This window comes from Pseudomonas sp. p99-361, from assembly GCF_003935475.1.
Lineage (GTDB): Bacteria > Pseudomonadota > Gammaproteobacteria > Pseudomonadales > Pseudomonadaceae > Aquipseudomonas > Aquipseudomonas juntendi.
The window spans coordinates 1-21,061 of the sequence record NZ_RHQO01000075.1 but is presented as its reverse complement, the minus strand read 5'-3'; the positions used below and the strand labels follow the sequence as shown (position 1 = coordinate 21,061).

The 21,061-nt window shown below is 62.8% G+C and carries 22 protein-coding genes; 5 read left to right on the top strand and 17 right to left on the bottom strand.

Annotated features, from left to right (window positions below; translation table 11 throughout):
* Positions 1–109 precede the first annotated feature (109 nt).
* From EGJ22_RS22460 to EGJ22_RS22445, 4 genes are all read right to left on the bottom strand, one after another.
* Positions 110–1,012 carry an SdiA-regulated domain-containing protein gene (locus EGJ22_RS22460; protein ID WP_029887618.1) on the bottom strand — a complete coding sequence of 301 codons (903 nt, stop codon included), beginning with the start codon at positions 1,010–1,012 and terminating at the stop codon, positions 110–112.
* A gap of 90 nt (positions 1,013–1,102) precedes the next feature.
* Positions 1,103–2,023, bottom strand: a complete 921-nt coding sequence (locus EGJ22_RS22455; RefSeq protein ID WP_029887617.1) for an SdiA-regulated domain-containing protein — start codon at positions 2,021–2,023, stop codon at positions 1,103–1,105.
* Positions 2,024–2,233: 210 nt separating this feature from the next.
* Entirely contained in the window at positions 2,234–2,899 is a 666-nt protein-coding gene (locus EGJ22_RS22450) for a fumarylacetoacetate hydrolase family protein (RefSeq protein WP_029887616.1), read from the bottom strand.
* A gap of 25 nt (positions 2,900–2,924) precedes the next feature.
* A complete protein-coding gene (locus tag EGJ22_RS22445; RefSeq protein WP_029887615.1) occupies positions 2,925–4,322 on the bottom strand; it encodes an FAD-binding oxidoreductase in 1,398 nt (465 codons plus the stop codon).
* A 171-nt stretch (positions 4,323–4,493) separates the two neighbouring features.
* On the opposite strand from EGJ22_RS22445, the gene serA reads away from it, so the two are divergent.
* Positions 4,494–5,723, top strand: coding sequence for a phosphoglycerate dehydrogenase (gene serA / locus EGJ22_RS22440; RefSeq protein ID WP_009683687.1), 1,230 nt, complete (start codon positions 4,494–4,496; stop codon positions 5,721–5,723).
* Positions 5,724–5,873: 150 nt separating this feature from the next.
* On the opposite strand, the gene EGJ22_RS22435 is transcribed toward serA, so the two are convergent.
* Positions 5,874–6,350: a DUF4399 domain-containing protein gene (locus EGJ22_RS22435; RefSeq protein ID WP_029887614.1), complete on the bottom strand. Its 477-nt coding sequence runs from the start codon at positions 6,348–6,350 to the stop codon at positions 5,874–5,876.
* Positions 6,351–6,574: 224 nt separating this feature from the next.
* On the opposite strand from EGJ22_RS22435, the gene EGJ22_RS22430 reads away from it, so the two are divergent.
* Positions 6,575–7,063: a transporter substrate-binding domain-containing protein gene (locus EGJ22_RS22430; protein WP_009683689.1), complete on the top strand. Its 489-nt coding sequence runs from the start codon at positions 6,575–6,577 to the stop codon at positions 7,061–7,063.
* 72 nt (positions 7,064–7,135) lie between these two features.
* Here EGJ22_RS22430 and EGJ22_RS22425 read toward each other — a convergent pair whose 3' ends face one another.
* Both EGJ22_RS22425 and EGJ22_RS22420 read right to left on the bottom strand, forming a co-directional pair.
* Positions 7,136–7,627 carry a DUF523 domain-containing protein gene (locus tag EGJ22_RS22425; protein ID WP_009683690.1) on the bottom strand — a complete coding sequence of 164 codons (492 nt, stop codon included), beginning with the start codon at positions 7,625–7,627 and terminating at the stop codon, positions 7,136–7,138.
* Positions 7,614–8,246: a 2OG-Fe(II) oxygenase gene (locus EGJ22_RS22420; protein ID WP_029887613.1), complete on the bottom strand. Its 633-nt coding sequence runs from the start codon at positions 8,244–8,246 to the stop codon at positions 7,614–7,616. Before EGJ22_RS22420 ends, EGJ22_RS22425 begins: the two co-directional genes overlap by 14 nt.
* A 113-nt stretch (positions 8,247–8,359) precedes the next feature.
* On the opposite strand from EGJ22_RS22420, the gene EGJ22_RS22415 reads away from it, so the two are divergent.
* Entirely contained in the window at positions 8,360–9,112 is a 753-nt protein-coding gene (locus tag EGJ22_RS22415) for a DUF2059 domain-containing protein (protein WP_029887612.1), read from the top strand.
* Here the strand turns inward: EGJ22_RS22415 and EGJ22_RS22410 are convergent, their stop codons facing one another.
* Positions 9,113–10,039 (bottom strand): alpha/beta hydrolase, encoded by a 927-nt coding sequence (locus tag EGJ22_RS22410; protein ID WP_029887611.1) that lies wholly within the window; start codon positions 10,037–10,039, stop codon positions 9,113–9,115.
* A gap of 217 nt (positions 10,040–10,256) precedes the next feature.
* Between EGJ22_RS22410 and EGJ22_RS22405 the strand changes: the two genes are divergently transcribed.
* Positions 10,257–10,826: a DUF6436 domain-containing protein gene (locus EGJ22_RS22405; RefSeq protein ID WP_029887610.1), complete on the top strand. Its 570-nt coding sequence runs from the start codon at positions 10,257–10,259 to the stop codon at positions 10,824–10,826.
* Here EGJ22_RS22405 and EGJ22_RS22400 read toward each other — a convergent pair.
* Positions 10,805–11,371, bottom strand: coding sequence for a sugar O-acetyltransferase (locus tag EGJ22_RS22400; RefSeq protein ID WP_029887609.1), 567 nt, complete (start codon positions 11,369–11,371; stop codon positions 10,805–10,807). The two genes, EGJ22_RS22405 and EGJ22_RS22400, sit on opposite strands and share 22 nt — an antisense overlap.
* 85 nt (positions 11,372–11,456) lie before the next feature.
* Between EGJ22_RS22400 and EGJ22_RS22395 the strand changes: the two genes are divergently transcribed.
* The gene (locus EGJ22_RS22395) at positions 11,457–13,820 is read left to right on the top strand and encodes a penicillin acylase family protein (RefSeq protein ID WP_064314765.1); all 2,364 of its coding nucleotides are present in this window, start codon (positions 11,457–11,459) and stop codon (positions 13,818–13,820) included.
* 162 nt (positions 13,821–13,982) lie between these two features.
* Here EGJ22_RS22395 and EGJ22_RS22390 read toward each other — a convergent pair whose 3' ends face one another.
* From EGJ22_RS22390 to oscA, 8 genes are all read right to left on the bottom strand, one after another.
* Positions 13,983–14,768, bottom strand: coding sequence for a MetQ/NlpA family ABC transporter substrate-binding protein (locus EGJ22_RS22390; RefSeq protein ID WP_029887965.1), 786 nt, complete (start codon positions 14,766–14,768; stop codon positions 13,983–13,985).
* Between the two features lie 161 nt (positions 14,769–14,929).
* Positions 14,930–15,772: a sigma 54-interacting transcriptional regulator gene (locus EGJ22_RS22385; protein ID WP_029887964.1), complete on the bottom strand. Its 843-nt coding sequence runs from the start codon at positions 15,770–15,772 to the stop codon at positions 14,930–14,932.
* A gap of 49 nt (positions 15,773–15,821) precedes the next feature.
* Positions 15,822–16,403: an alpha/beta hydrolase gene (locus EGJ22_RS22380; RefSeq protein WP_029887963.1), complete on the bottom strand. Its 582-nt coding sequence runs from the start codon at positions 16,401–16,403 to the stop codon at positions 15,822–15,824.
* A 202-nt stretch (positions 16,404–16,605) separates the two neighbouring features.
* Positions 16,606–17,595: a sulfate/molybdate ABC transporter ATP-binding protein gene (locus EGJ22_RS22375; RefSeq protein WP_009683702.1), complete on the bottom strand. Its 990-nt coding sequence runs from the start codon at positions 17,593–17,595 to the stop codon at positions 16,606–16,608.
* Positions 17,596–17,598: 3 nt separating this feature from the next.
* Positions 17,599–18,471 carry a sulfate ABC transporter permease subunit CysW gene (cysW, locus tag EGJ22_RS22370; protein WP_009683703.1) on the bottom strand — a complete coding sequence of 291 codons (873 nt, stop codon included), beginning with the start codon at positions 18,469–18,471 and terminating at the stop codon, positions 17,599–17,601.
* Between the two features lie 11 nt (positions 18,472–18,482).
* A complete protein-coding gene (gene cysT / locus EGJ22_RS22365) occupies positions 18,483–19,301 on the bottom strand; it encodes a sulfate ABC transporter permease subunit CysT (RefSeq protein WP_009683704.1) in 819 nt (272 codons plus the stop codon).
* 242 nt (positions 19,302–19,543) lie between these two features.
* Positions 19,544–20,551 (bottom strand): sulfate ABC transporter substrate-binding protein, encoded by a 1,008-nt coding sequence (locus EGJ22_RS22355; protein ID WP_029887962.1) that lies wholly within the window; start codon positions 20,549–20,551, stop codon positions 19,544–19,546.
* A gap of 47 nt (positions 20,552–20,598) precedes the next feature.
* Positions 20,599–20,781 carry a sulfur starvation response protein OscA gene (gene oscA, locus EGJ22_RS22350; protein WP_029887961.1) on the bottom strand — a complete coding sequence of 61 codons (183 nt, stop codon included), beginning with the start codon at positions 20,779–20,781 and terminating at the stop codon, positions 20,599–20,601.
* Positions 20,782–21,061 lie beyond the last annotated feature (280 nt).

The following is a 21,061-nucleotide window of genomic DNA, read 5'->3' as shown; positions in this document are numbered from 1 at the left end:
CGCGCGGGCGGCGCTCGCTCTAACAGGCGCTGCATACCTTGTGGCAAACACCTGCCAGCCCTGATGCGATCCCCGTGCGGGTTTACCCGCGAAGGGCCCTGACAGACGATCAGTCAGCCGGCTGCTTGAACACATAGAACAGGTTCGGCTCACTGACCAGATAAAGGGTTCCCGCCTCGTCCATCACAATCCCCTCCGCCTGCGGTACGGTCGCCTGCAAGCCCTGGTAGCCCTTGCGCAGCGACAGGGTACTCAGCGGCCTGCCCTCGATATCCAGCTCCAGCAACAGCCGCGACTCGTCGGACAATGCCAGCAGGTGCCCACTGCGCTCATCGAACTGCAAGCTCGACAAGTCCCGCACGAACAACCGTGAATCGCGCTTGCGGTCCTGTACTACATGCACGGCATAGGGCTTTTCCGGGTTGTCATGCGGGAAGCCGTGAACCTCATAGATCAGCATCGGGTCGCGTTCCTTGGCCACGAACAGGCGCTTGCCCGCTGAGTCGTAGGCCAGGCCTTCGAAGCCTTTGTTGCCGTTCAGGCCAATGCCCAGGCTGAGCTGCTCGGCATCGCCGGCATCGAGGAACAACGTGTCGTCGTCCAGGCGCACCCGGATCAGCCGTTGCTGACGCTCGTCGGAAATCACATAGCTGTTTGGCCCGACATACTCCACGGCCTCCGGGTCGCCGAAGCCCGTCAGCGGCACGCGGCGCAGGATGCGCCCGTCCAGCGACAGCTCGATCAACTCCGAACGGGCGTTGGTGACGGTAAACAGGGTCTTGCGGTCAGGGTCGTAGGTCAGCGCCGATATATCGTCGTTCAACCCTTCGATAGGCTGCGCTTCCAGCACCACCCGGTAGCGCTCCAGGCCCATGCTCTGCTCGGCGGGCTGCCACCAGGTTTTGAGGTTGAACCAGGCGCGCTCGTAAAGGCGGAACTCATGCCCGGCCCAGCCGAGCAGGCACAGGCAGACAACGGCTATTACCAGGGATAGACGAACAAAACCACGCATACAGGCAGACTCGGCACAAGGATGGCGAATCTAACCATGAATGACTGAAATAAAGCTTAATGCCAGCATCCGAAAAAGCGGATTGTTGGCTCAGGGTTTTCTGAAGCGATAGAACAATGCCGGCTCACTGACCATGTACAGGTTGCCCTGGTCGTCCATCGCCACCCCCTCGGCCCGCGGGATGGTGCCTTGCAGGCCGTTGAACCCGCCGAGCAAAGTCATGAAGCTGACCTGCTGCCCCTGCTGGTCCAGCTCCAGCAGCATGTTGGAGTCGGCCGACAATACCAACAGGTGGCCTGTGCGCGGGTCGACACCCAGCGCCGAGAGGTTGCGCAAGTCGAGCTGATCGCTTGGCAGCGGCTGCTTGTCGCCCTTGAGCTGGCTGCGGCCATCGGTGTTCCAGGTGTACAGCTTGGGCGGGCGCTCCTCGCCGATGACCAGGCGCTGGTGCAGCGGGTCCCAGGCGACGGCCTCGAAGCCTTTGTTGCTTTTCACCGACTGCCCCAGGTCATAGCTTTTGAAGTCGGCGTGGTTGAGCACCGCCGTGTGCCCGTCCACCTTGACCAGGGTCAGATCATGCAGGCGCTCGTCGGTGATGGCCAGGTAACCGTCTTCCAGCACGGCAACGCCTTCCGGGTTGTTCCAGCCGTTGAGCGGGATCTTGCGCAGCACATCGCCGTCCAGGCTCAGTTCGACCAGGAACGGGTTCTTGCCCATGACCGCGAACAGCGTCCGGGTCTGCGGGTTGAACGCCACGTCCGACGCTTCGTCATCGTCCATGCCCGGCAGGGGCTTGGCATCGATGTCTACCTGATAATCCGGCAGCCATACGCTTTCGCTGCGCTCGGCGCGGCTTTCAAAGCCTTCCTTCAGCCATAGCGCACCACGGTCATCCCAGTGCATCGCCATGGCCACGCCGTAGCCAATCACCGCCGCCACCGCCAGGCCAAAGGGCCAGCGCAGGTAGAAACGACGCTTGGGGGTTGCCGGGGCGTTGGGGGGTGATGGCATGCAGGGGTCCTGAAGCAGTGGGCGTAGATGCGCGCATTATCCGCATTGGGTGTGAAAAAAACGCCAAATCCTGCCTGGACGCGCATTCTTTGTGGGAGCGGCCTTGTGTCGCGAAAGGGGTGCGAAGCGCCCCCGGGATTCATGCGTCAAGCACCTATTGCCGGGGCCGCTCTGCGGCCCTTTCGCGACGCAAGGCCGCTCCCACAGGGCTCAGAGCACCCGGCTTTCGAAGCGGCTGACACCCGGCAGCTCCAGCACCAGCTCGTCACCGACATTGAACGGCCCCACGCCCGCCGGGGTGCCGGTGAGGATCACATCCCCCGCCAGCAGCGAAAAATGCGCGGCCATGTGCTGAATCATCGGCACGATAGGGTTGAGCATCATTGCGCTGTTGCCGTCCTGGCGTACTTCGCCGTTCACCGTCAGCCGTACCGGGATGTCGGTCACGTCCGGGAAGCTGGCAGCCGAGACGAACGGCGGCAGTACGCAGGCACCGTCGAAGCTCTTGGCCAGCTCCCATGGCAGGCCTTTTTCCTTCAGTTTGGCCTGCACGTCGCGCAGGGTCAGGTCCAGGGCCGGGGCGTAGCCGGATATGGCGTCCAGCACCTCTTCCTCGCTGGGGTGCGAGGACAGTGACTTGCCCAGCAACACGGCGATTTCTGCCTCGTAATGCACCGAACCGCGCTCGGTCGGGATCTTGAAGCCGCCTTGCGCGGCGACCACGCAACTACCGGGCTTGATGAACAGCAGCGGTTCGCTGGGGATCGGGTTGTCCAGTTCCTTGGCGTGTTCGGCATAGTTACGGCCAATGCACACCACCTTGCCCAACGGGAAGTGGATGCGCGTGCCGTCTACATACTGGTGCTGGTAACTCATGGCCGACTCCTTTGCATGCTGCTTTTTATTCAGGAGCGAAGATCTTACCCGGATTCATGATGCCGTTAGGGTCGAACACGGCCTTAATCGCCTTCATGCAGGCAATTTCTTCGGCCGAGCGGCTGTAGCCCAGGTAGTCGCGCTTGGTCATGCCTACGCCGTGCTCGGCAGAGATCGAGCCGTTGTAGCGTTCGACGATCTCGAACACCCACTTGTTGACCTTGGCGCACGAGGCAAAGAACGCGTCTTTGTCCATGTGCTCGGGCTTGAGGATGTTCAGGTGCAGGTTGCCATCGCCGATATGGCCGTACCACACCACTTCGTAATCCGGGTAATGCTCGGCCACGATGGCATCGATATCGCGCAGAAACGCCGGCACTTTCGAGACCGTGACTGAAATATCGTTCTTGTACGGGGTCCAGTGCGAGATGGTTTCCGACAGGTACTCACGCAGCTTCCACAGGTTTTTCAGCTGGGTTTCGCTCTGGCTCATCACCCCGTCCAGTACCCAGCCCTGCTCGACGCAATGCTCGAAGGTGGCCAGTGCCTGGTTGGCGACTGCCTCGGTGCTGGCCTCGAACTCCAGCAGCGCATAAAAGGGGCAGTCGGTGGCGAATGGCGCCGGCACATCACCACGCGCAAGGATCCTGGCCAGGCCCTTGTCCGAGAAAAATTCGAAGGCCGTGAGGTCGAGCCCGCCCTGGAAGGCGTGCAGCACCGGCATGATCGAGTCGAAGTCCGGCGTGCCCAGCACCATGGCGGTGAGGTTGCGCGGGGCGCGGTCCAGGCGCATGGTGGCTTCCACCACGAAACCCAGCGTGCCTTCGGCGCCAATGAACAGCTGGCGCAGGTCATAGCCGGTGGCGTTCTTGATCAGGTCCTTGTTCAGCTGCAGCAACTCGCCCTTGCCCGTCACCACCTTCAGCCCGGCCACCCAATTGCGGGTCATGCCGTAGCGGATTACCTTGATGCCGCCGGCATTGGTACCGATGTTGCCGCCTATCTGGCTGGAACCGCTGGAAGCGAAGTCTACCGGGTAATACAGGCCCTGCGCTTCGGCGTAGCTTTGCAACTGGCGGGTGACCACCCCGGGCTGGCAAACCACCGTGCGGTCGAAGGCATTGAAGTCGAGAATCCGGTTCATGTTGTCGAAGGCCACCACGACTTCGCCATTGGCCGCAACGGCCCCCGCGGAGAGCCCGGTGCGCCCACCCGACGGCACCAGCGCCACCCTGTGCGCATTGGCCCAGCGGACAATGGCCTGCACCTGCTCGATGGTCTTGGGCAGCACGATGGCGCTGGGCGCCGGTGCATAGTGCTTGGTCCAGTCCTTGCCATAGGCGTCGAGGGATGCCGGGTCGGTCAGGACCTTGCCAGGGTCGACAAGGGTCATCAGTTCTTCAATTGCAGCGGGGTGGGTCATCGCTGGAACTCTCGACTTATTCATAGTCACCCTGAGCACTCTTCACCTGTCGGGATAAGCTCAGATTGTGTCGCGTATGCTAGCATAGCGCTCCCGCTGTTCATGCTAAGGCCGCCCTCGCGGCTGGCATCACCCCTCGCCATTTTTTCTCCGGGATACAGGTTTACGCAGATGAGCAAGACTTCTCTCGACAAGAGCAAGATCCGGTTCCTTCTTCTTGAAGGTGTGCACCAGAACGCGGTCGATACCCTCAAGGCCGCCGGCTACACCAACATCGAATACCTCACTGGTTCGTTGCCGGAAGCCGAGCTGAAGGAAAAGATCGCCGATGCCCACTTCATTGGCATCCGTTCGCGCACCCAGCTCACCGAAGAGATCTTCGACTGCGCCAAGAAACTGGTCGCCGTTGGCTGCTTCTGCATCGGCACCAACCAGGTAGACCTGGAAGCTGCCCGCGAGCGCGGTATCGCCGTGTTCAACGCGCCCTACTCCAACACCCGCTCGGTCGCCGAGCTGGTACTGGCCGAAGCGATCCTGCTGCTGCGTGGCATCCCAGAGAAAAACGCCTCCTGCCACCGTGGCGGCTGGATCAAGAGCGCAGCCAACTCGTTCGAGATTCGCGGCAAGAAACTCGGCATCGTCGGCTACGGCTCGATCGGTACCCAGCTGTCGGTCCTGGCCGAAAACCTGGGCATGCAGGTCTACTTCTACGACCCGCTGACCAAGCTGCCACTGGGCAACGCCGTACAGGTCACCAGCCTGCACGAACTGCTGGGCCTGGCCGACATCGTCTCGCTGCACGTGCCTGAGCTGCCCTCCACCCAGTGGATGATCGGCGAGAAGGAAATTCGCTCGATGAAGAAGGGCGCGATCCTGATCAACGCCGCCCGTGGCACCGTGGTCGAGCTGGACCACCTGGCCGCCGCCATCAAGGACAAGCACCTGATCGGCGCTGCCATCGACGTGTTCCCGGTCGAGCCACGCTCCAACGACGAAGAGTTCGAGAGCCCGCTGCGCGGCCTGGACAACGTGATCCTCACCCCGCACATCGGTGGTTCCACTGCCGAAGCCCAGGCCAACATCGGCCTGGAAGTGGCCGAGAAGCTGGTCAAGTACAGCGATAACGGTACTTCGGTGTCTTCGGTCAACTTCCCTGAGGTGGCACTGCCAGCGCACCCAGGCAAGCACCGCCTGCTGCACATTCACGAAAACATCCCGGGCGTACTCAGCGAGATCAACAAGGTATTCGCCGAGAACGGTATCAACATCTCCGGTCAGTTCCTGCAGACCAACGAGAAAGTCGGTTACGTGGTAATCGACGTAGACGCCGAGTACTCCGACCTGGCGCAAGAAAAACTGCAACAGGTCAAAGGCACCATCCGTTCCCGCGTACTGTTCTGAGTTTGCTTGCTGCATGAAAAAGGGAGGCCCTGGTGGCCTCCCTTTTTTTTGCCGGTGGAAGCGGCGTCGCCCGCTCTCACAGGATCACCGCAAACCCGAAGCTTGCGGCCCCCCCTGTGGGAGCGGGCGAGCCCGCGAAAAGCCCAACACCTATTTCACGTCGACAGTAATCTTCTTCGACTCGACGCTCGGCTTGAACGGCACGTGATACTGGTCACCCAGCACCAGTTGCAGGGTGTGCTTGCCCGGGGTCAGGGTAATGCTGGTTTCGGTCTGTGCCTTGCCGAAATGCAGCACCTGCGGCCCGGCTGGCAGTGCGGTGCCGGCCTCTGGCATCAGGCTGGTCGGCAGCGGCATGTCGGCGACGGGCTCTTTGTCCACATCCACCAGCAAGTGGTGGTGGCCGGTGTGCGGGGTCTGGTCACCGGCAGGCTTCAGGCCCATGCCTTCAATGCCGAACTTGACGGTAAAGGTCTTGTCGACGGTGGCACCATCGGCGGGGGAAACGATGAAGACCTTGGCATCCTTGGGCGGCTCCTGGCTCTTCAGGGCGTCTGCGGCACTGGCCAACACCGACGCTCCCATCAGCAAACCGGCAACGGCAGCACGCGAAAATAGGCTGTTCATTCACTTCTCCTGTGATTCACTCATTGACCGCAGCTTGTCATCCAACAGCGGCGGTAGTTCACCTTAGTTGAAACATGCGCCAAGGTGTTCACGTTGCCTGACAGAAAAATTTGAGTCAGGGTTAAACAATGCCGAGGCGCCAAGGTCTTAGGCTGCGTTCGATCATGGCGAGGAATAAAGCCATGACGAAAGTTATTCACCTGTAAAAGAAAAAGGGGCCTTCAATGCGTTCGACCATAGGGGTACTGCTGGCAGTACTGATCAGTCCATTGGCCCAGGCGGAGCTTATCGACGAAATCGCCGACCGGGGCGAACTGCGCATTGCCGTACAAGCCGACAACCCGCCTTATGCGTTCAAGCAAGACGAGCGGCTGAGCGGTTTCGATGTGGAGTTTGGCCAGGACCTGGCCCGCGAACTGGACCTGCGTGCCGAATTTGTCGAGGCGCCTGCGGACGAGGTACTGCCAGGTGTGGAAAGCGGCAAGTATGATGTCGCGCTGACCCCAGCGAGCGAAGCACTCAAGAGTGACGGCCCGCTTGACGCGAGCCTGCCGTTTGGCGAGAAGAAGCTGGTGATCCCGTTCCAGAAGGACAACCCGGCGTTTGAAAGTGCCGTTAACAATGCGCTGCAGCGGTTGAAGGACAGTGGCCGCACGGCCGAGCTCGAACAGAAGTGGTTCAAGGGTGTGCAGGAGACTGCGGCCGGGCAATGAGGTTTGTGCGGTTTGTCCCGCCCTCATCGCCGGCAAGCCGGCTCCCACACTCACTCCACAGCCGGCGCAGGGCTACCCCAAGGCCCGCTGCGCCTGGTCCAGCTCCAGCTCACTGAACACCTGCACCCCCGCCCGCCGCAGCAGCGCCGCTGTGACCCCTTCCCCGGCCACCTTCACGCCACTGAACGTGCCGTCATAGGTCAAGCGGTTGCCACATGAAGGGCTGCCCGACTTCAATACCGCCACACCAATGCCATGCCGCCGCACCAGTACGAGCGCCAACTGCGCGCCGGCCAGGAACTGCGCACTGACATCTTCGCCCATGACAGTGATCACCTGTGTGCTGCCGTCGAGCACCTGCCCACCTTGCCCGCCTGGTATCTCCGCGGGTGGCCGAGGGGTCGGCAACCCGCCGGCGACTTCCGGGCACAACGGCACCACGCGGCCTTCGGCCTGCCACTGCTGCAACAAGTGCGGGTGGCCGCTGGTGCGACCGTCATAGCGCACCGGCTGCCCCAGCAGGCAAGCGCTGACCAGCACCCTGGGCAAATCAGAACGGGTCATTGCCACGCCGCCGGAACCAGCCCGTCAACGACAAGCGCTCACGCCCGGCGGGCAGCACTTCGTGAGGCACCTCACCCGACAGGAACACCACCAGGCAACCTGCCAGCGGCTCGACCAGGGGCTCGGCACCGTCGGCCAGGAACATGCGCAGCTGCCCGCCATCCTGCGGCTGCCAGTCTTCGTTCAGGTAAAATACCGCCGAGACCATGCGCCGATCATCGTCACGAAAGCGGTCCAGATGCCGGCGATAGAATGCACCGGGTGGGTACAGGGCAAAATGGCACTCGAAATCCTGCAGGCCGAGAAACAGGCCCTGGTTGATGGCCAACCGTAACTGGTCCATGGCCGCCAGGTACTGGTCGCAAGCCTCGGCCTGGCCAGGGTCGATCCACTGGATCTGGTCGCCGCGAATGGCTTCGCGTACTTCCTGGGCATCACCGCGCCCCACCCCGGCCGGGTTGAGTTCGCCTTCGGCATAACGGCGCCGGCACTCGACCGCCAACGCGCGCGCAAGGTCGACAGGCAGAAACAGCGCCTGTTGGGACCAGCCATGGGTGGCCAGATCGTCAACGACGGCCGCGAGCATCGGGTTTTCGGGGGAAGTATGCATGGCGCGCATCATATCCATTCGCCCTGGCGGCGCACAGCGCCACTTGGCCGAGAAACACGCACATATCTCGACAAACCGGCGCCGGGCCAAGGACAATGGTCGCCTGCCGACAGGAGTCCTGAATGCGCCGTCTGTTTTCCCTGATTCTGCTGATGATCTGCACCACGCCTGTCTGGGCAGATAACCTGGATCAACTGTACAAGGCTGCCGGCTGGCCCGACCAGCGCGCCCACTTCAACGATGCCCTCACCGCCGCCCAGGCGCGCTACCGCAACAGTTTACCGCCCGCCGTGTACCAGGCGCTGGTCGACAACAGCAACCAGCGCTTCCAGGCCCAGGCGGTAGACCGTCGTGCCCAGGCAAAGCTGCGCGCCAGCCTGGCCAACCCGGCACCGGCCCTGGCGTTCTTCCAGTCGCCGCTGGGGCGCAAGGTGGTAGCCGCCGAGCTCAAGGCCACGCGCAAGGATGAACTGGCCAGAAACGCCAAGGGCTTGCCGAAAATGCAGGCCAGCGATGACCGCCTGCTGATCATTGGCCACCTGGCTCAGGCCTTGCCAGCACGCGAAGCTGGCGCTGAAGTCAGCCTGGCCATCGCCGGCGTGGCGGCCGACAGCCTCAGCTCGATGATCCCCGGCCTGTTCGGCGGCGGCCAGGCGCAAGGCCTGCTCGACGGTCAGCGCCAGCGACTCATGGGGCAAATTGGCGAAGACCTCAACAATACGTTGCTGTACGTGTACCGCGACCTGTCCGACGCCGAGCTGGAAGAGTTCGCCACCTTTGCCGAGTCGCCCGACGGCAAGGCCTACTACCAGGCGGCACTGGCCGCGGTGCGTGCCGGCCTGGCGGTGGGCCAGAGCAGCAACGAGCTGAGGTGATCAGCCCAGGCGCTGGTCGATGAAATCGAAGTAGCGCTGGCGAATGCCTGGCAGCTCGTTGGCCAAGTGGTGACGCGCGTCGGGCAGCATCAGGATCTGCGGCTCAGCGAACTTGGCCTTCAGCACCTCCAGATTGTATGGCCAATCCACCGTGCCGTCGGCCTCTCCCTGTACGATCAATGGCCGGCGTGTACTTTTGGGCGCAGCCTCGATGCGTTTGACCCAGGCGATCAGGGCACCCACCCAGGCAGTGGGCAGCCGGCGCGGTTGCAGGGGGTCGGCCTGGAGAAACGGCAGGAAGGCAGGGTCGTTGGTATTCTCACTGAAGCGCCGCTCGATACCATTGACGAAATGGCGCAGCACGCGATAGCTGAACTTGGACCAACGCCAGGCACATGGCCGCACCAGTGGCGCCAGCAGAATGACCTGGCCATCCACAGGGCTATGGGCACCTTGGTGCAGCAAATGGTCCACCGCGATCGCCCCACCCGTGCTCTGCCCGCACAAATGCCATGGCCGCGGCAGCTGCAACGCACGCGCCTGTTCGAACAGCGCCTGCAGCACCTGCTGGTACACCGCGAAGTCGCTGATGCTCGCCCGCTCGCCGCTGGACAGCCCATGGCCGGGCAGGTCGCAGCTGATGACCGCGAAACCTTGCCCAAGCGCCCACTCGATCACATGCCGATAGAGGCCCATGTGGTCGTAATAGCCATGCAGCAGGAACAGCGTCGCGCTTGGCTGCTCGGGTAGCCAAGCCTGCCCGACCAACTCGAACCCCGCGGCCTGGAAACCGCCCAGCCAGCTGTGGGTCGACAGGTTCAGGCCATAGAAACGCTGGTAATCCTGCGCTTGAGTCGACAGCGGATGGCGCGCGGTGAACGGCGCCAGGCTGGCACGCAGGCGGTCGGGCTGAAAGTCAGGGGGCATCGGGTACATCCACAGTGAAGCAAGTATTGATCTGGGATATTCAGCTCTGGCCGGCATCGTGGCAAGCTTCGGCCATGCATTACCTGTACTGGCCCTATCGCCGGCAAGCCAGCTCCCACAGGGATATCACCAGGCCTCAGGCCGTTGACAACCTGTGGGGGCTGCCTTGCGGGCGACAGGGCCAGTGAACCCACCACAAAAATACCAGCAGATATCCATGCAAACCCGCCTCGCCAAACCTGCCCTGATGAGCCTCGCCCTGCTGCTCTGCGCCGCCACCCTTTGGCAGGTCTACACCACCTTCCAGGCGCGCTACCTGCGCCCGTTCGACAACCAGGCCACGCTGTTCGACGGCAGCCAGTTGCAGCTCCCCGCCGAGCTGGCCGGCCCGGGCCCGATCCGCGTGGTGCACTTCTGGGACCCGGCCTGCCCGTGCAACGTCGGCAACCAGCAACACCTAGGCGACCTGGTCAGCCAGTTCGCCGAACAGGGCGTGGCCTTCCACGTGCTGCAAAAGCCCGGCAGCCATGGCCAATTGCCGGCCAACCTTGCCGGGCTGCTACCGCTGGGCAGCCTGCCCGGTAGCGAACACCTGCCCGCCACGCCGGCCGTGGCCATCTGGGATCGGCGAGGTCGCCTGGCCTATTTCGGCCCCTACAGCGAAGGCGCTGTCTGCAATGCCAGCAACAGCTTCATCGAACCTATTCTCAAGGCACTGCTCGACGGCCGCCAGGTCAGTGCCTCCAATACCCTGGCGGTTGGCTGCTATTGCCCTTGGGCAGGCTGACGCACCCGTGCAGGGTTACCCACCACCGTGGCACCGGCCGGCACATCCCGGGTCACCACGCTACCGGCACCGACCACCGCGTTATCGCCAATGGTCACACCCGGCAGAATGATCGCCGCACCGCCGATCCACACATTGTTGCCAATGGTCACCGGGCGCCCGCTTTCCAGCCCGCTGCGCCGCACGTCGGGGTCCAGCGGGTGGTCGGCGGCGTAGATCTGCACATTGGGGCCGATCTGGCAGTCATCGCCGATAGACACCGGCACCACGTCGAGCATCACGCAGTTGAAATTGATGAAGGTGTTGCGGCCGACGCGGATGTTGTAGCCATAGTCGCAGTAGAAGGGTGGGCGGATCACGGTGCCCTCGCCCACGTGGCCAAAATGTTCGCGCAGCAAGCCATGACGGGCGTCGTTAAGCAGTTCCACGCTGTTATTGTAGCGGTGCATCCAGTGCTTGCTGGCGATCTGCTCGGCCTGCAATTCAGGGCAGCCAGCGTGGTAGAGCTGGCCGGTAAGCATCTTCTGTTTTTCGCTGAGTGCCATGGAAACTCCTTCCTGGGGCAGTGCTCGTTCGCGCATCCACTCAAGGTCGGACCCTTTTTTTTCGTAGATAGCTCAAGGAGTCTGCATGAAGCGCAGCCTGACCCTACTGGCCGTGGTTGTTGCCGCGGCCGCTGGCGCTGGTTACTGGTATGCACAGGGCAAGCTGCCACAGCGTGAAGGCGAAGTGGCGATGGCCGGCCTGCAGGCGCCGGTCAGCGTGCGCTACGACAGCCGCGGGGTGCCGCACCTGCAAGCGCAGAACGAGGCGGACCTGTACCGTGCGCTGGGCTATGTGCATGCCCAGGACCGGCTGTTTCAAATGGAGATCATGCGCCGCCTGGCACGTGGCGAACTGGCCGAGGTGCTGGGCGACAAGCTGCTGCCCACCGACACGCTGTTCCGCAGCCTGCGCATACGCGAGCAAGCCGCCCTGATGGCCAGGCGCCAGGACCCGCAATCGCCGGCCGCCCTGGCTTTGCAAGCCTACCTCGACGGGGTCAACCGCTGGCAGGCCAGCCACCCCAAGCCGGTGGAGTTCGACCTGCTCGGTATCACCCCACGCCCGTTCACCGCCGAAGACACCCTGAGTATCGCCGGCTACCTGGCGTACAGTTTTGCCGCAGCGTTTCGCACCGAACCGGCGCTGACCTACATTCGCGACCAGTTGGGCCCTGACTACCTGAACATTTTCGACCTGGGCTGGCAGCCCGAGGGGGCCCTGGGCAAACCGCTGGCGGCGGCCGACTGGCGCAGCCTCGAAGGCCTGGCCCGGCTCAGCCACGAAGCACTGGGCGATGCCGGCATTCCGCAGTTCGAGGGCAGCAATGCCTGGGCCGTCGCCGGTAGCCGCACACGCAGTGGCAGGCCGTTGCTGGCAGGCGACCCGCACATCAGTTTTGCAGTACCGGCGGTGTGGTACGAGGCCGAACTGTCGGCACCCGGCTTCAACCTGTACGGCTACTTCCAGGCGCTCAACCCGTTCGCCCTGCTCGGCCACAACCGCGACTTCGGCTGGAGCCTGACCATGTTCCAGAACGATGATGTCGACCTGATCGCCGAACGCACCAACCCGGCCGACAGCAACCAGGTCATGGTCGATGGCCGGTGGCACACACTGGAAACCACCCAGCAGCAGATTGCGGTAAAGGGTGAAGCGCCAGTCACCCTCAACCTGCGCCGCTCGCCCCATGGGCCCATCGTCAACGATGTACTGGGCAATATCGCCGGCACTACGCCAGTAGCCCTGTGGTGGGCGTTTCTCGAAACCGAAAACCCGATCCTCGAAGGTTTCTACCAGCTCAACCGCGCCGACTCCCTGGGCAAGATGCGCGAAGCCACAGCCAAGGTCCATGCGCCGGGGCTGAACTTCGTCTGGGCCAACGCCCGCGGTGATATCGGCTGGTGGGCGGCAGCGAAGTTGCCGATACGCCCAGCCGGCGTCGACCCGGCGTTCATCCTCGACGGCGCCAGCAGCCAGGCCGACAAGCTCGGTTTCTACCCCTTCAGCGCCAACCCGCAGCAGGAGAACCCGGCCCGCGGCTATATTGTCTCGGCCAATTACCAGCCACCGGCGGCGGTGCCGATACCGGGGTACTACAACCTGCCCGATCGTGGCCGCCAGCTCGATCGCCAGCTGGCCAACCCTGAGGTGAAGTGGGACACCCAGAACAGCCAGGCGCTACAGCTGGACACCACCAGCGGCTATGGCCCGCGCACGCTGGCCCCGCTGCTGGCGACCCTGCGCGCCATAGCCGAAGGTGATGAGGAAAAGGAACTGGTGGAACAACTGGCCGCCTGGGCGGGCGATTACCCGCTGGACTCGACCAGCGCCACCCTGTTCAACCAGTTCCTTTACGAGCTGGCCTACTCGGCCCTGCATGATGAACTGGGCGATACCTGGTTCCCGGTACTGATCAGTACCCGCGCCATCGACGCGGCCTTGCCACGGCTGGCGGCGGATGCCGATTCGCCCTGGTGGAATACCCGGGGTGGCAGCCAGCGCACCGACCGGACCCAAGTGGTGCGTACGGCATGGCACAACAGCCTGAAGCACCTGCGCGACACCCTGGGCGACGACCCGGCGCGCTGGCAGTGGGGCAAGGCCCATACCTTGACCCACAACCACCCCCTGGGGGTGAAAAAGCCGCTGAACCTGCTGTTCAACGTTGGGCCATTCGCCGCCCCCGGTACACATGAAGTACCGAACAACCTGTCGGCGAAAATCGGCCCGGCGCCATGGCCGGTCACCTACGGCCCCTCGACGCGGCGGCTGATCGACTTTGCCGATGCCGGGCAGGCGCTGACCAGCAACCCGGTCGGGCAGAGTGGCGTGACCTTCGACCGGCATTACGCAGACCAGGCCGAGGGGTATGTGCAAGGGCAGTATCAGAAGGCGCAGATGGGGGTGATTCCGGCGCAGAGCACGCTCAGGCTGGTGCCGGCGCAGTGATTGCTCTGGTTGGTATGTCGCTTTGAGATTGCCGGGGCTGCTTTGCAGCCCATCGCGACACAAGGCCGCTCTTACAAGATGGCGCTTTGGTAGGGGCGCTGCGGCCGGAAGCAAAAACGCCGACACATGGGCGTCGGCGTTTTTTCGATGACTGCTGGCGGATCAGAACGCCGGCAGTACGGCGCCCTGGTACTTCTCGGCGATGAACGCCTTCACTTGCGGGCTGGTCAGGGCCTTGGCCAGTTTCTGCATGGCATCACTGTCCTTGTTGTCCGGGCGCGCGACCAGGAAGTTCACGTACGGCGAGTCGGCACCTTCGATCACCAGCGCATCCTTGGCCGGGTTCAAGCCGGCTTCGAGGGCGTAGTTGGTGTTGATCATGTCCAGGTCCACCTGGTCCAGCACGCGTGGCAGCATGGCCGACTCAAGCTCGCGGAACTTCAGGTTCTTCGGGTTCTCGGCAATGTCCTTGGGGGTGGCCAGGGCGTTCTTCGGGTCCTTCAGGGTGATCAGGCCGGCCTTCTGCAGCAGGATCAGAGCACGCCCGCTGTTGCTCCCTTCGTTCGGAATGGCAACGGTGGCGCCCTCTTTCAGCTCGCTCAGGCTCTTGACCTTCTTCGAATAGCCACCGAACGGCTCGACGTGCACGCCCACCACGGTTACCAGGTGGGTGCCCTTGCCTTCGTTGAAGCTCTTCAGGTAAGGCAGCGTCTGGAAGTAGTTGGCGTCCAGGCGCTTCTGGTCCACCTGCACGTTTGGCTGCACGTAGTCGGTGAAGACCTTGATCTGCAGGTCCACCCCTTCTTTGGCCAGGGTAGGCTTGATCAGCTCGAGGATTTCGGCGTGCGGTACCGGGGTAGCGGCAACCACCAGTTTCTCGGCAGCGGCGGCCAGGCCGGAAAACGCCAGGGCGGCGGCCAGGGCGGTGGTCAGCAGGGTCTTCTTCATGGTGGTCCTTATTCTGAATCTGGGCCATCGGCGATGGCGAATCGGCTGCCCAACCGCTTCACCAGTGGGCGTGAGGCGGACAATACCTAGAATTTTTATTCCGTAACAATATCTTTTATTTCGCTAGTTATTCCAAAAAATACAGTCACTACGGGTTTTGCTTATGAGCCATGGCTAGCCAGCGGTCTTGGCAGGTCGAGGTCATGGGGCAACAGCTCGTCGCTATCATTTACCAGCAAGGCAGAGTGAATGACATTCTCCAGCTCGCGGGTATTGCCCGGCCACGGGTGGGCTTCCAGCACCTGCTGCGCGGCCTCGCTCACCAGGGGCACCGGGCGCTGCAGCCGGGCACTATAGATACCCACGAAATACTCGGCCAACGGCAGGATATCGCCTGGCCGCTCGCGCAATGGCGGCAGCTCCAGCGCGCCTTCATGCAGGTAGTGGTAGAGCCGCTCGTGGAAGCGACCGGCACGCACCACCCGAGCCAGGTCGATACTGCTGGCGGCTACCAGCCGTACATCCACCGGCTGTGGCTGTTGCGCCCCAACACGCATCACCTCACGGTTCTCCAGCGCTGCCAGCAGCTTGCCCTGGATGGCCAGCGGCAAGTCGGCGATTTCGTCCAGGTAAAGCGTGCCGCCGTTGGCCGAGCCAAACCAGCCGGCGCGGCTGCTGGCCGTACCGCCATGGCTGCCAGCGCTATAGCCGAACAACTCGGCGTCGGCATAGGTCGGGCTGATGGCCGCGCAGTTGACCGACACGAACAGCCCGCTACGGTCGCTGGTACGGTGGATTTGCCGCGCCAGCAGCTCCTTGCCGGTACCGGTCTCGCCACGAATCAGCACCGGCAAGGGTTGCGGCGCCAGGAGCTCAAGCTCATCGCGCAGCCGCTGCGAGCGTGGGTCGATGAACACCAATGCCTTGGCACGGATGCTCAAGGGGCTTTTGTCCAGTTCAGGAAAGGTCAGCAGCGGCTGGCTAAACGGGTTTTGAAAAGTCATGAAAAAACTCCCGCCCCAGGCCTGAGGTGGCCGGGCGTACAGGGGCCAATCAGGCGCGGCGCAGTGCGCGCTGCTCGACCCGGCTTTGCAAGCGATACAAGTAGGCGAAGCCTTGTTCCCAGCGCTCATGCCCGGACTTGACGTTGATGTGCCCGGCGTTGCTCAGCAACCCCGCTTCGGCACCCCAGGCCTGGGCCAGGTATAACGCCCGCGGCACGCTCACGGCAGGGTCGTTGTCCGAGCTGACAACCTGGCTGGGAAATGGCAAAACCCCGAGCGGAATCGGCGCAAAGTTGCGCAGCGCCGGCGCACAGCCGGGCCGCTCGACGTCCGCAGGCGCCACCAGCAACGCCCCCCTCACCCGCCGCAGCAACGCCGGGCTGGCCTGCGCGGCCCAATGGGCGACGGTGATGCAGCCTAGGCTATGGGCGATCAGGATGACTGGCGAGGGCTCGGCGGCAATCGCCTGTTCCAGCGCCTGCACCCAGTCCTGGTGTTGCGGGGTCAACCAGTCATGCTGCTCGACCCGCGCGCTGTTGGGCAGGGTGCGCTGCCAGTGGCTTTGCCAGTGGTTGTCTGGCGATCCTTGCCAGCCCGGCACAATCAGGTATCGAATCGACTCATTGCGCATGGGGACGCCTCCAGTAAGTTTGCGTGCTTGGAGGCCAGTATAAGGACAGGGTTATGTTCGTAAAGGAATAAGAAGCTATTTATTAATAACCAAAATTGCAGGCACGGCCTTGCGTCGCGACGGGCGGCAATGCAGCCCCGGCAATCTCACAGGCACAAAAAAGCCCGGGACCAACCCCGGGCTTTGCATCAGCCACCGCGACTCAGATATCCGCCACCTTCTGCCAAACCTTCGGCCGGAAGAACAGCGTCTCCCCACGCGCCAGGCCGGTCAGGCTATCGTGGTCCTTGACCACTTCGGCTTCGATCAACTCGCTCTGCCCTTCCACCTTCAGGGTCACCCGGGTGGTCGCGCCCAACGGCCGAATGTCGCGCACTTCGGCCGCATGGTGGCCTTCGGTTTCATGGCGCGACAAAGACACCTCGTGCGGCCGGAACAGCACATGGTGCCCTTCGCTCAATGCCAGGCGGTTGGAGTCACCGAGGAAGTGGTAGACGAAATCGTTGGCCGGTTGCTCATACACCTCGCCCGGCGAACCGATCTGCTCGATCACGCCTTTGTTCATCACCACGATGCGGTCTGCCACCTCCATGGCTTCTTCCTGGTCGTGGGTGACGAATACCGAGGTCAGGTTGATGTCCTCGTGCAGCCGCGCCAGCCAGCGGCGCAGCTCTTTGCGCACCTTGGCATCCAGCGCACCGAACGGCTCATCCAGCAGCAGCACCTTGGGCTCCACCGCCAGTGCCCGGGCCAGGGCGATGCGCTGGCGCTGGCCACCCGACAACTGCTCAGGGTAGCGGTCGGACAACCAGTCCAGTTGCACCATGTTCAGCAGCTCATGCACTTTCTCGGCAATCCTGCTTTCGCTGGGCCGCTCGCCTTTGGGCTTCATGCGCAGGCCGAACGCCACGTTGTCGAACACGCTCATGTGGCGGAACAGTGCGTAGTGCTGGAACACGAACCCCACGTTGCGGTCGCGCACGTCGCGGCCCGACACGTCCTCGCCATGGAACACGATGTTGCCCTGGTCCGGGGTTTCCAGGCCGGCGATGATGCGCAGCAAGGTGGTCTTGCCGCAGCCGGAAGGGCCGAGCAAGGCCACCAGCTCGCCGCTGTTGATGTCCAGGGTGATGTTGTCCAGGGCCTGGAAGCTGTTGAAGCGTTTGCTGACGTTACGAACTTCGATCGACATGAGTCATTCCTCCGCGGCGCCGTGGCGCAGGCGGTTAATACGGTTCTCGCTCCACTGCTTGAGCAGCAGGATGAAGAGCGCCAGGATCAGCAACAGGCTGGCCACGCTGAAGGCTGCGACGTGGTTGTACTCGTTGTAGAGAATTTCCACGTGCAGCGGCAGGGTGTTGGTCACGCCACGAATGTGGCCGGACACCACCGACACCGCGCCAAACTCGCCCATGGCCCGCGCAGTACACAGCACCACGCCGTAGATCAGCCCCCACTTGATGTTCGGCAGGGTCACGTGCCAGAACATCTGCCAGCCGTTGGCGCCGAGCAGCCGCGCGGCCTCCTCCTCTTGCGTGCCCTGCTCCTGCATCAGCGGGATCAGCTCACGGGCCACGAACGGTACGGTGACGAAAATGGTCGCCAGGACGATGCCCGGCAGGGCGAAGACGATCTGGATATCGTGGTCTTGCAGCCACGGCCCGAACAGGCCCTGCGCGCCGAACATCAGCACGTAGACCAGGCCGGCGATCACCGGCGACACCGAGAACGGCAGGTCGATCAGGGTGACCAGGATGCTCTTGCCGCGGAAGGTGTACTTGCTCACGCACCAGGCGGCGCTTACCCCGAACACCAGGTTCAGCGGCACCGAGATGGCCACGGCGAGCAGGGTCAGTTTCAGCGCCGACAAGGCGTCGGGTTCGAGGATCGCCTCGAAGAAGGTGCCAAAACCGTTCTTCAGCGCCTGCGATACCACAATGACCAGGGGCAGCAGCAAAAACAGCACGAACACCAGCCAACCAAGGCCGATCAGGATACGCCGCGAAGTGGCGCTGCCACGGCGGGCGGCGTTGGCGGCCGCGCTTGCACTCAGGGATGAACTGGACATGCCGGCCTCCTTCAAGGGGTTTCGATACGGCGCTGCAGCAGGTTGATCAGCAGCAGCAGGATGAAGGAAACCACCAGCATCAGCACGCCAATGGCGGTGGCCCCGGTGTAGTCGTACTGGTCGAGCTTGACCATGATCAGCAGCGGCAGGATCTCGGTCTTCATTGGCATGTTGCCAGCAATGAAAATCACCGAACCGTACTCGCCCACGCCACGGGCGAAGGCCAGGGCAAAGCCGGTCAGCCAGGCGGGCAGCAGGGCCGGCGCCAGGATGTGGCGGAACACCTGCAGCGGCTTGGCACCCAGGCAGGCCGCAGCCTCTTCCACTTCACGCGGGATGTCGGCCAGAACCGGCTGCACGGTGCGTACCACGAACGGCAGGGTGACGAACGTCAGCGCCAGGGTGATGCCCAGTGGGGTGTAGGCGATCTTGAAGCCCAGGTCGGTGGCGAACTGACCGACCCAGCCCTGGGGGGCGTAAAGCGCGGTCAGAGCGATACCGGCAACGGCCGTGGGCAGGGCGAACGGCAGGTCGATCATCGCATCGATGACCTTGCGCCCCGGGAAGGTGTAGCGCACCAGCACCCAGGCCAGCAGGGTGCCAATCACACCATTGATGATGGCCGCGAACAGGGCAGTGCCGAAACTCAGTTTGAGCGCGGCGATTACCCGCGGCGCACTGATGATGTTCCAGAACTGCTCGAAGGTCAGCTGCGAGGCATGGATGAACATGGCCGCCAGCGGTATCAGCACGATCAGGCTGAGGTACACCAAGGTGTAGCCCAGCGTCAGCCCGAAGCCGGGTATGACGGGGGAAATGCGACGTGACATAAATATCCCTGGTTGAATGCACTCGGCCCAGTATCGATCCGGGGTCGGTACAGGCATTTGAATCCTGGGCTGCGTTGCAGCCCATCGCCGGCAAGCCAGCTCCCACAGAACAATACATAACTCATTGATTTAGCGAGGTCCTTGTGGGAGCGGGCATGCCCGCGAACACCGGCGTAGCCGGTGCCAGCCACCGCGTTGGATTCTTCGCGGGCACGCCCGCTCCCACAGAGACCGCGTCGCCATTACTGTGCCTGATAGATCTGGTCGAACACACCGCCATCATTGAAGAATTTCGGTTGTGCAGTCTTCCAGCCACCAAAGTCCTTGTCGATGGTCACCAGGTCCAGTTTCGGGAACTGCTTGCCAAACTCGGCAGCGACCTTTTCATCACGCGGGCGGTAGAAGTTCTCGGCGGCAATTTTCTGCCCAGCCGGGCTGTACAGGTGCTTGAGGTATTCGGTGGCAATCGCGGTATTGCCTTTCTTCTCGGCGTTCTTGTCCACCACCGCCACCGGCGGCTCGGCGAGAATCGACAGCGACGGCACGACGATCTCGAACTTGTCGGCACCGCCGTCTTCCTTCAGTGCCAGGAACGCTTCGTTTTCCCAGGCCAACAACACATCGCCCTGGCCATTGTTGACGAAGGTGATGGTAGAACCGCGCGCGCCGGTATCCAGCACCGGCACATGCTTGAACAGTTCCTGCACATAGGCCTTGGCCTTGTCTTCACTGCCGCCGGCCTTCAGGCCATAAGCCCAGGCGGCAAGGAAGTTCCAGCGTGCGCCGCCAGATGTTTTCGGGTTGGGGGTAATCACCGACACGTCGTTCTTGATCAGGTCGCCCCAGTCCTTGATGCCTTTCGGGTTGCCCTTGCGCACCAGGAACACGATGGTCGAGGTATAGGGGGTGCTGGCGTCCGGCAGGCGGGTTTGCCAGTTCTCCGGCAAGGTCTTGCCCAGCTTGGCGATTTCGTCGATATCACCGGCCAGCGCCAGGGTCACCACGTCAGCACGCAGACCGTCGATCACCGCCCGGCCCTGCTTGCCCGAGCCGCCGTGGGATTGCTGGATCTTCACCGTGTCGCCCGGGTGGGCCTGCTGCCAATGCTGGATGAACTCGGCGTTGTATTGCTGGTACAGCTCACGGGTGGGGTCGTATGACACGTTCAGCAGTTCGTAATCCTTGGCGATGGCGGAACCGGCAAAAACGGCACTGGCCAGGGCGGCGAGCGCATAACGGCGGATGGACATGGTGAAGCTCCCGATGGCATTTGTTCTAGTTTTGAAAGGGTGTGGGCTCAGCCGGCCTTGTTGCCCGGCTGTTGCAGGCGGAACTTCTCCTTGCGCTCGATCTGCACGACCTGGGCGTTATGCACCGTGATCTCCACCGCGCCAAAGCGCAGGTCGCGCAGGGCGTTCTGGATCTCCCGCAAAAGGGTGGCTTCGTCCTGACCGTCGATATTACGCAGCGGTGCACTCATGCTAGTTCTCCTTGGCGTGAGATGCCGGGCGGGGATTTGAAGGGGTATTGCCTGGCTTGAGGGCAATAGTAGCGAGAGGCTTTTATTCTTAAAAATACTATTTAAGAATTTTTATATAACCGTTTTATTTTTCTGGTTCGAGGGCCCTATCGCCGGCAAGCCGGCTCCCACAGGCGTGTCACTGCCTCTCAGTTTTGTGAGGCCCCTGTGGGAGATTCTATGGTTCCTGGCAAGGGTAGCCGGAGCATCTTCAGCGCCTGTGAGATCGAGCGCCGCCCGC

Coding starts and splice junctions, on each gene's coding strand:
- EGJ22_RS22460 (WP_029887618.1), bottom strand. CDS start 1,012: ATGCGTGGTTTTGTTCGTCTATCCCTGGTAATAGCCGTTGTCTGCCTG.
- EGJ22_RS22455 (WP_029887617.1), bottom strand. CDS start 2,023: ATGCCATCACCCCCCAACGCCCCGGCAACCCCCAAGCGTCGTTTCTAC.
- EGJ22_RS22450 (WP_029887616.1), bottom strand. CDS start 2,899: ATGAGTTACCAGCACCAGTATGTAGACGGCACGCGCATCCACTTCCCG.
- EGJ22_RS22445 (WP_029887615.1), bottom strand. CDS start 4,322: ATGACCCACCCCGCTGCAATTGAAGAACTGATGACCCTTGTCGACCCT.
- serA (WP_009683687.1), top strand. CDS start 4,494: ATGAGCAAGACTTCTCTCGACAAGAGCAAGATCCGGTTCCTTCTTCTT.
- EGJ22_RS22435 (WP_029887614.1), bottom strand. CDS start 6,350: ATGAACAGCCTATTTTCGCGTGCTGCCGTTGCCGGTTTGCTGATGGGA.
- EGJ22_RS22430 (WP_009683689.1), top strand. CDS start 6,575: ATGCGTTCGACCATAGGGGTACTGCTGGCAGTACTGATCAGTCCATTG.
- EGJ22_RS22425 (WP_009683690.1), bottom strand. CDS start 7,627: ATGACCCGTTCTGATTTGCCCAGGGTGCTGGTCAGCGCTTGCCTGCTG.
- EGJ22_RS22420 (WP_029887613.1), bottom strand. CDS start 8,246: ATGCGCGCCATGCATACTTCCCCCGAAAACCCGATGCTCGCGGCCGTC.
- EGJ22_RS22415 (WP_029887612.1), top strand. CDS start 8,360: ATGCGCCGTCTGTTTTCCCTGATTCTGCTGATGATCTGCACCACGCCT.
- EGJ22_RS22410 (WP_029887611.1), bottom strand. CDS start 10,039: ATGCCCCCTGACTTTCAGCCCGACCGCCTGCGTGCCAGCCTGGCGCCG.
- EGJ22_RS22405 (WP_029887610.1), top strand. CDS start 10,257: ATGCAAACCCGCCTCGCCAAACCTGCCCTGATGAGCCTCGCCCTGCTG.
- EGJ22_RS22400 (WP_029887609.1), bottom strand. CDS start 11,371: ATGGCACTCAGCGAAAAACAGAAGATGCTTACCGGCCAGCTCTACCAC.
- EGJ22_RS22395 (WP_064314765.1), top strand. CDS start 11,457: ATGAAGCGCAGCCTGACCCTACTGGCCGTGGTTGTTGCCGCGGCCGCT.
- EGJ22_RS22390 (WP_029887965.1), bottom strand. CDS start 14,768: ATGAAGAAGACCCTGCTGACCACCGCCCTGGCCGCCGCCCTGGCGTTT.
- EGJ22_RS22385 (WP_029887964.1), bottom strand. CDS start 15,772: ATGACTTTTCAAAACCCGTTTAGCCAGCCGCTGCTGACCTTTCCTGAA.
- EGJ22_RS22380 (WP_029887963.1), bottom strand. CDS start 16,403: ATGCGCAATGAGTCGATTCGATACCTGATTGTGCCGGGCTGGCAAGGA.
- EGJ22_RS22375 (WP_009683702.1), bottom strand. CDS start 17,595: ATGTCGATCGAAGTTCGTAACGTCAGCAAACGCTTCAACAGCTTCCAG.
- cysW (WP_009683703.1), bottom strand. CDS start 18,471: ATGTCCAGTTCATCCCTGAGTGCAAGCGCGGCCGCCAACGCCGCCCGC.
- cysT (WP_009683704.1), bottom strand. CDS start 19,301: ATGTCACGTCGCATTTCCCCCGTCATACCCGGCTTCGGGCTGACGCTG.
- EGJ22_RS22355 (WP_029887962.1), bottom strand. CDS start 20,551: ATGTCCATCCGCCGTTATGCGCTCGCCGCCCTGGCCAGTGCCGTTTTT.
- oscA (WP_029887961.1), bottom strand. CDS start 20,781: ATGAGTGCACCGCTGCGTAATATCGACGGTCAGGACGAAGCCACCCTT.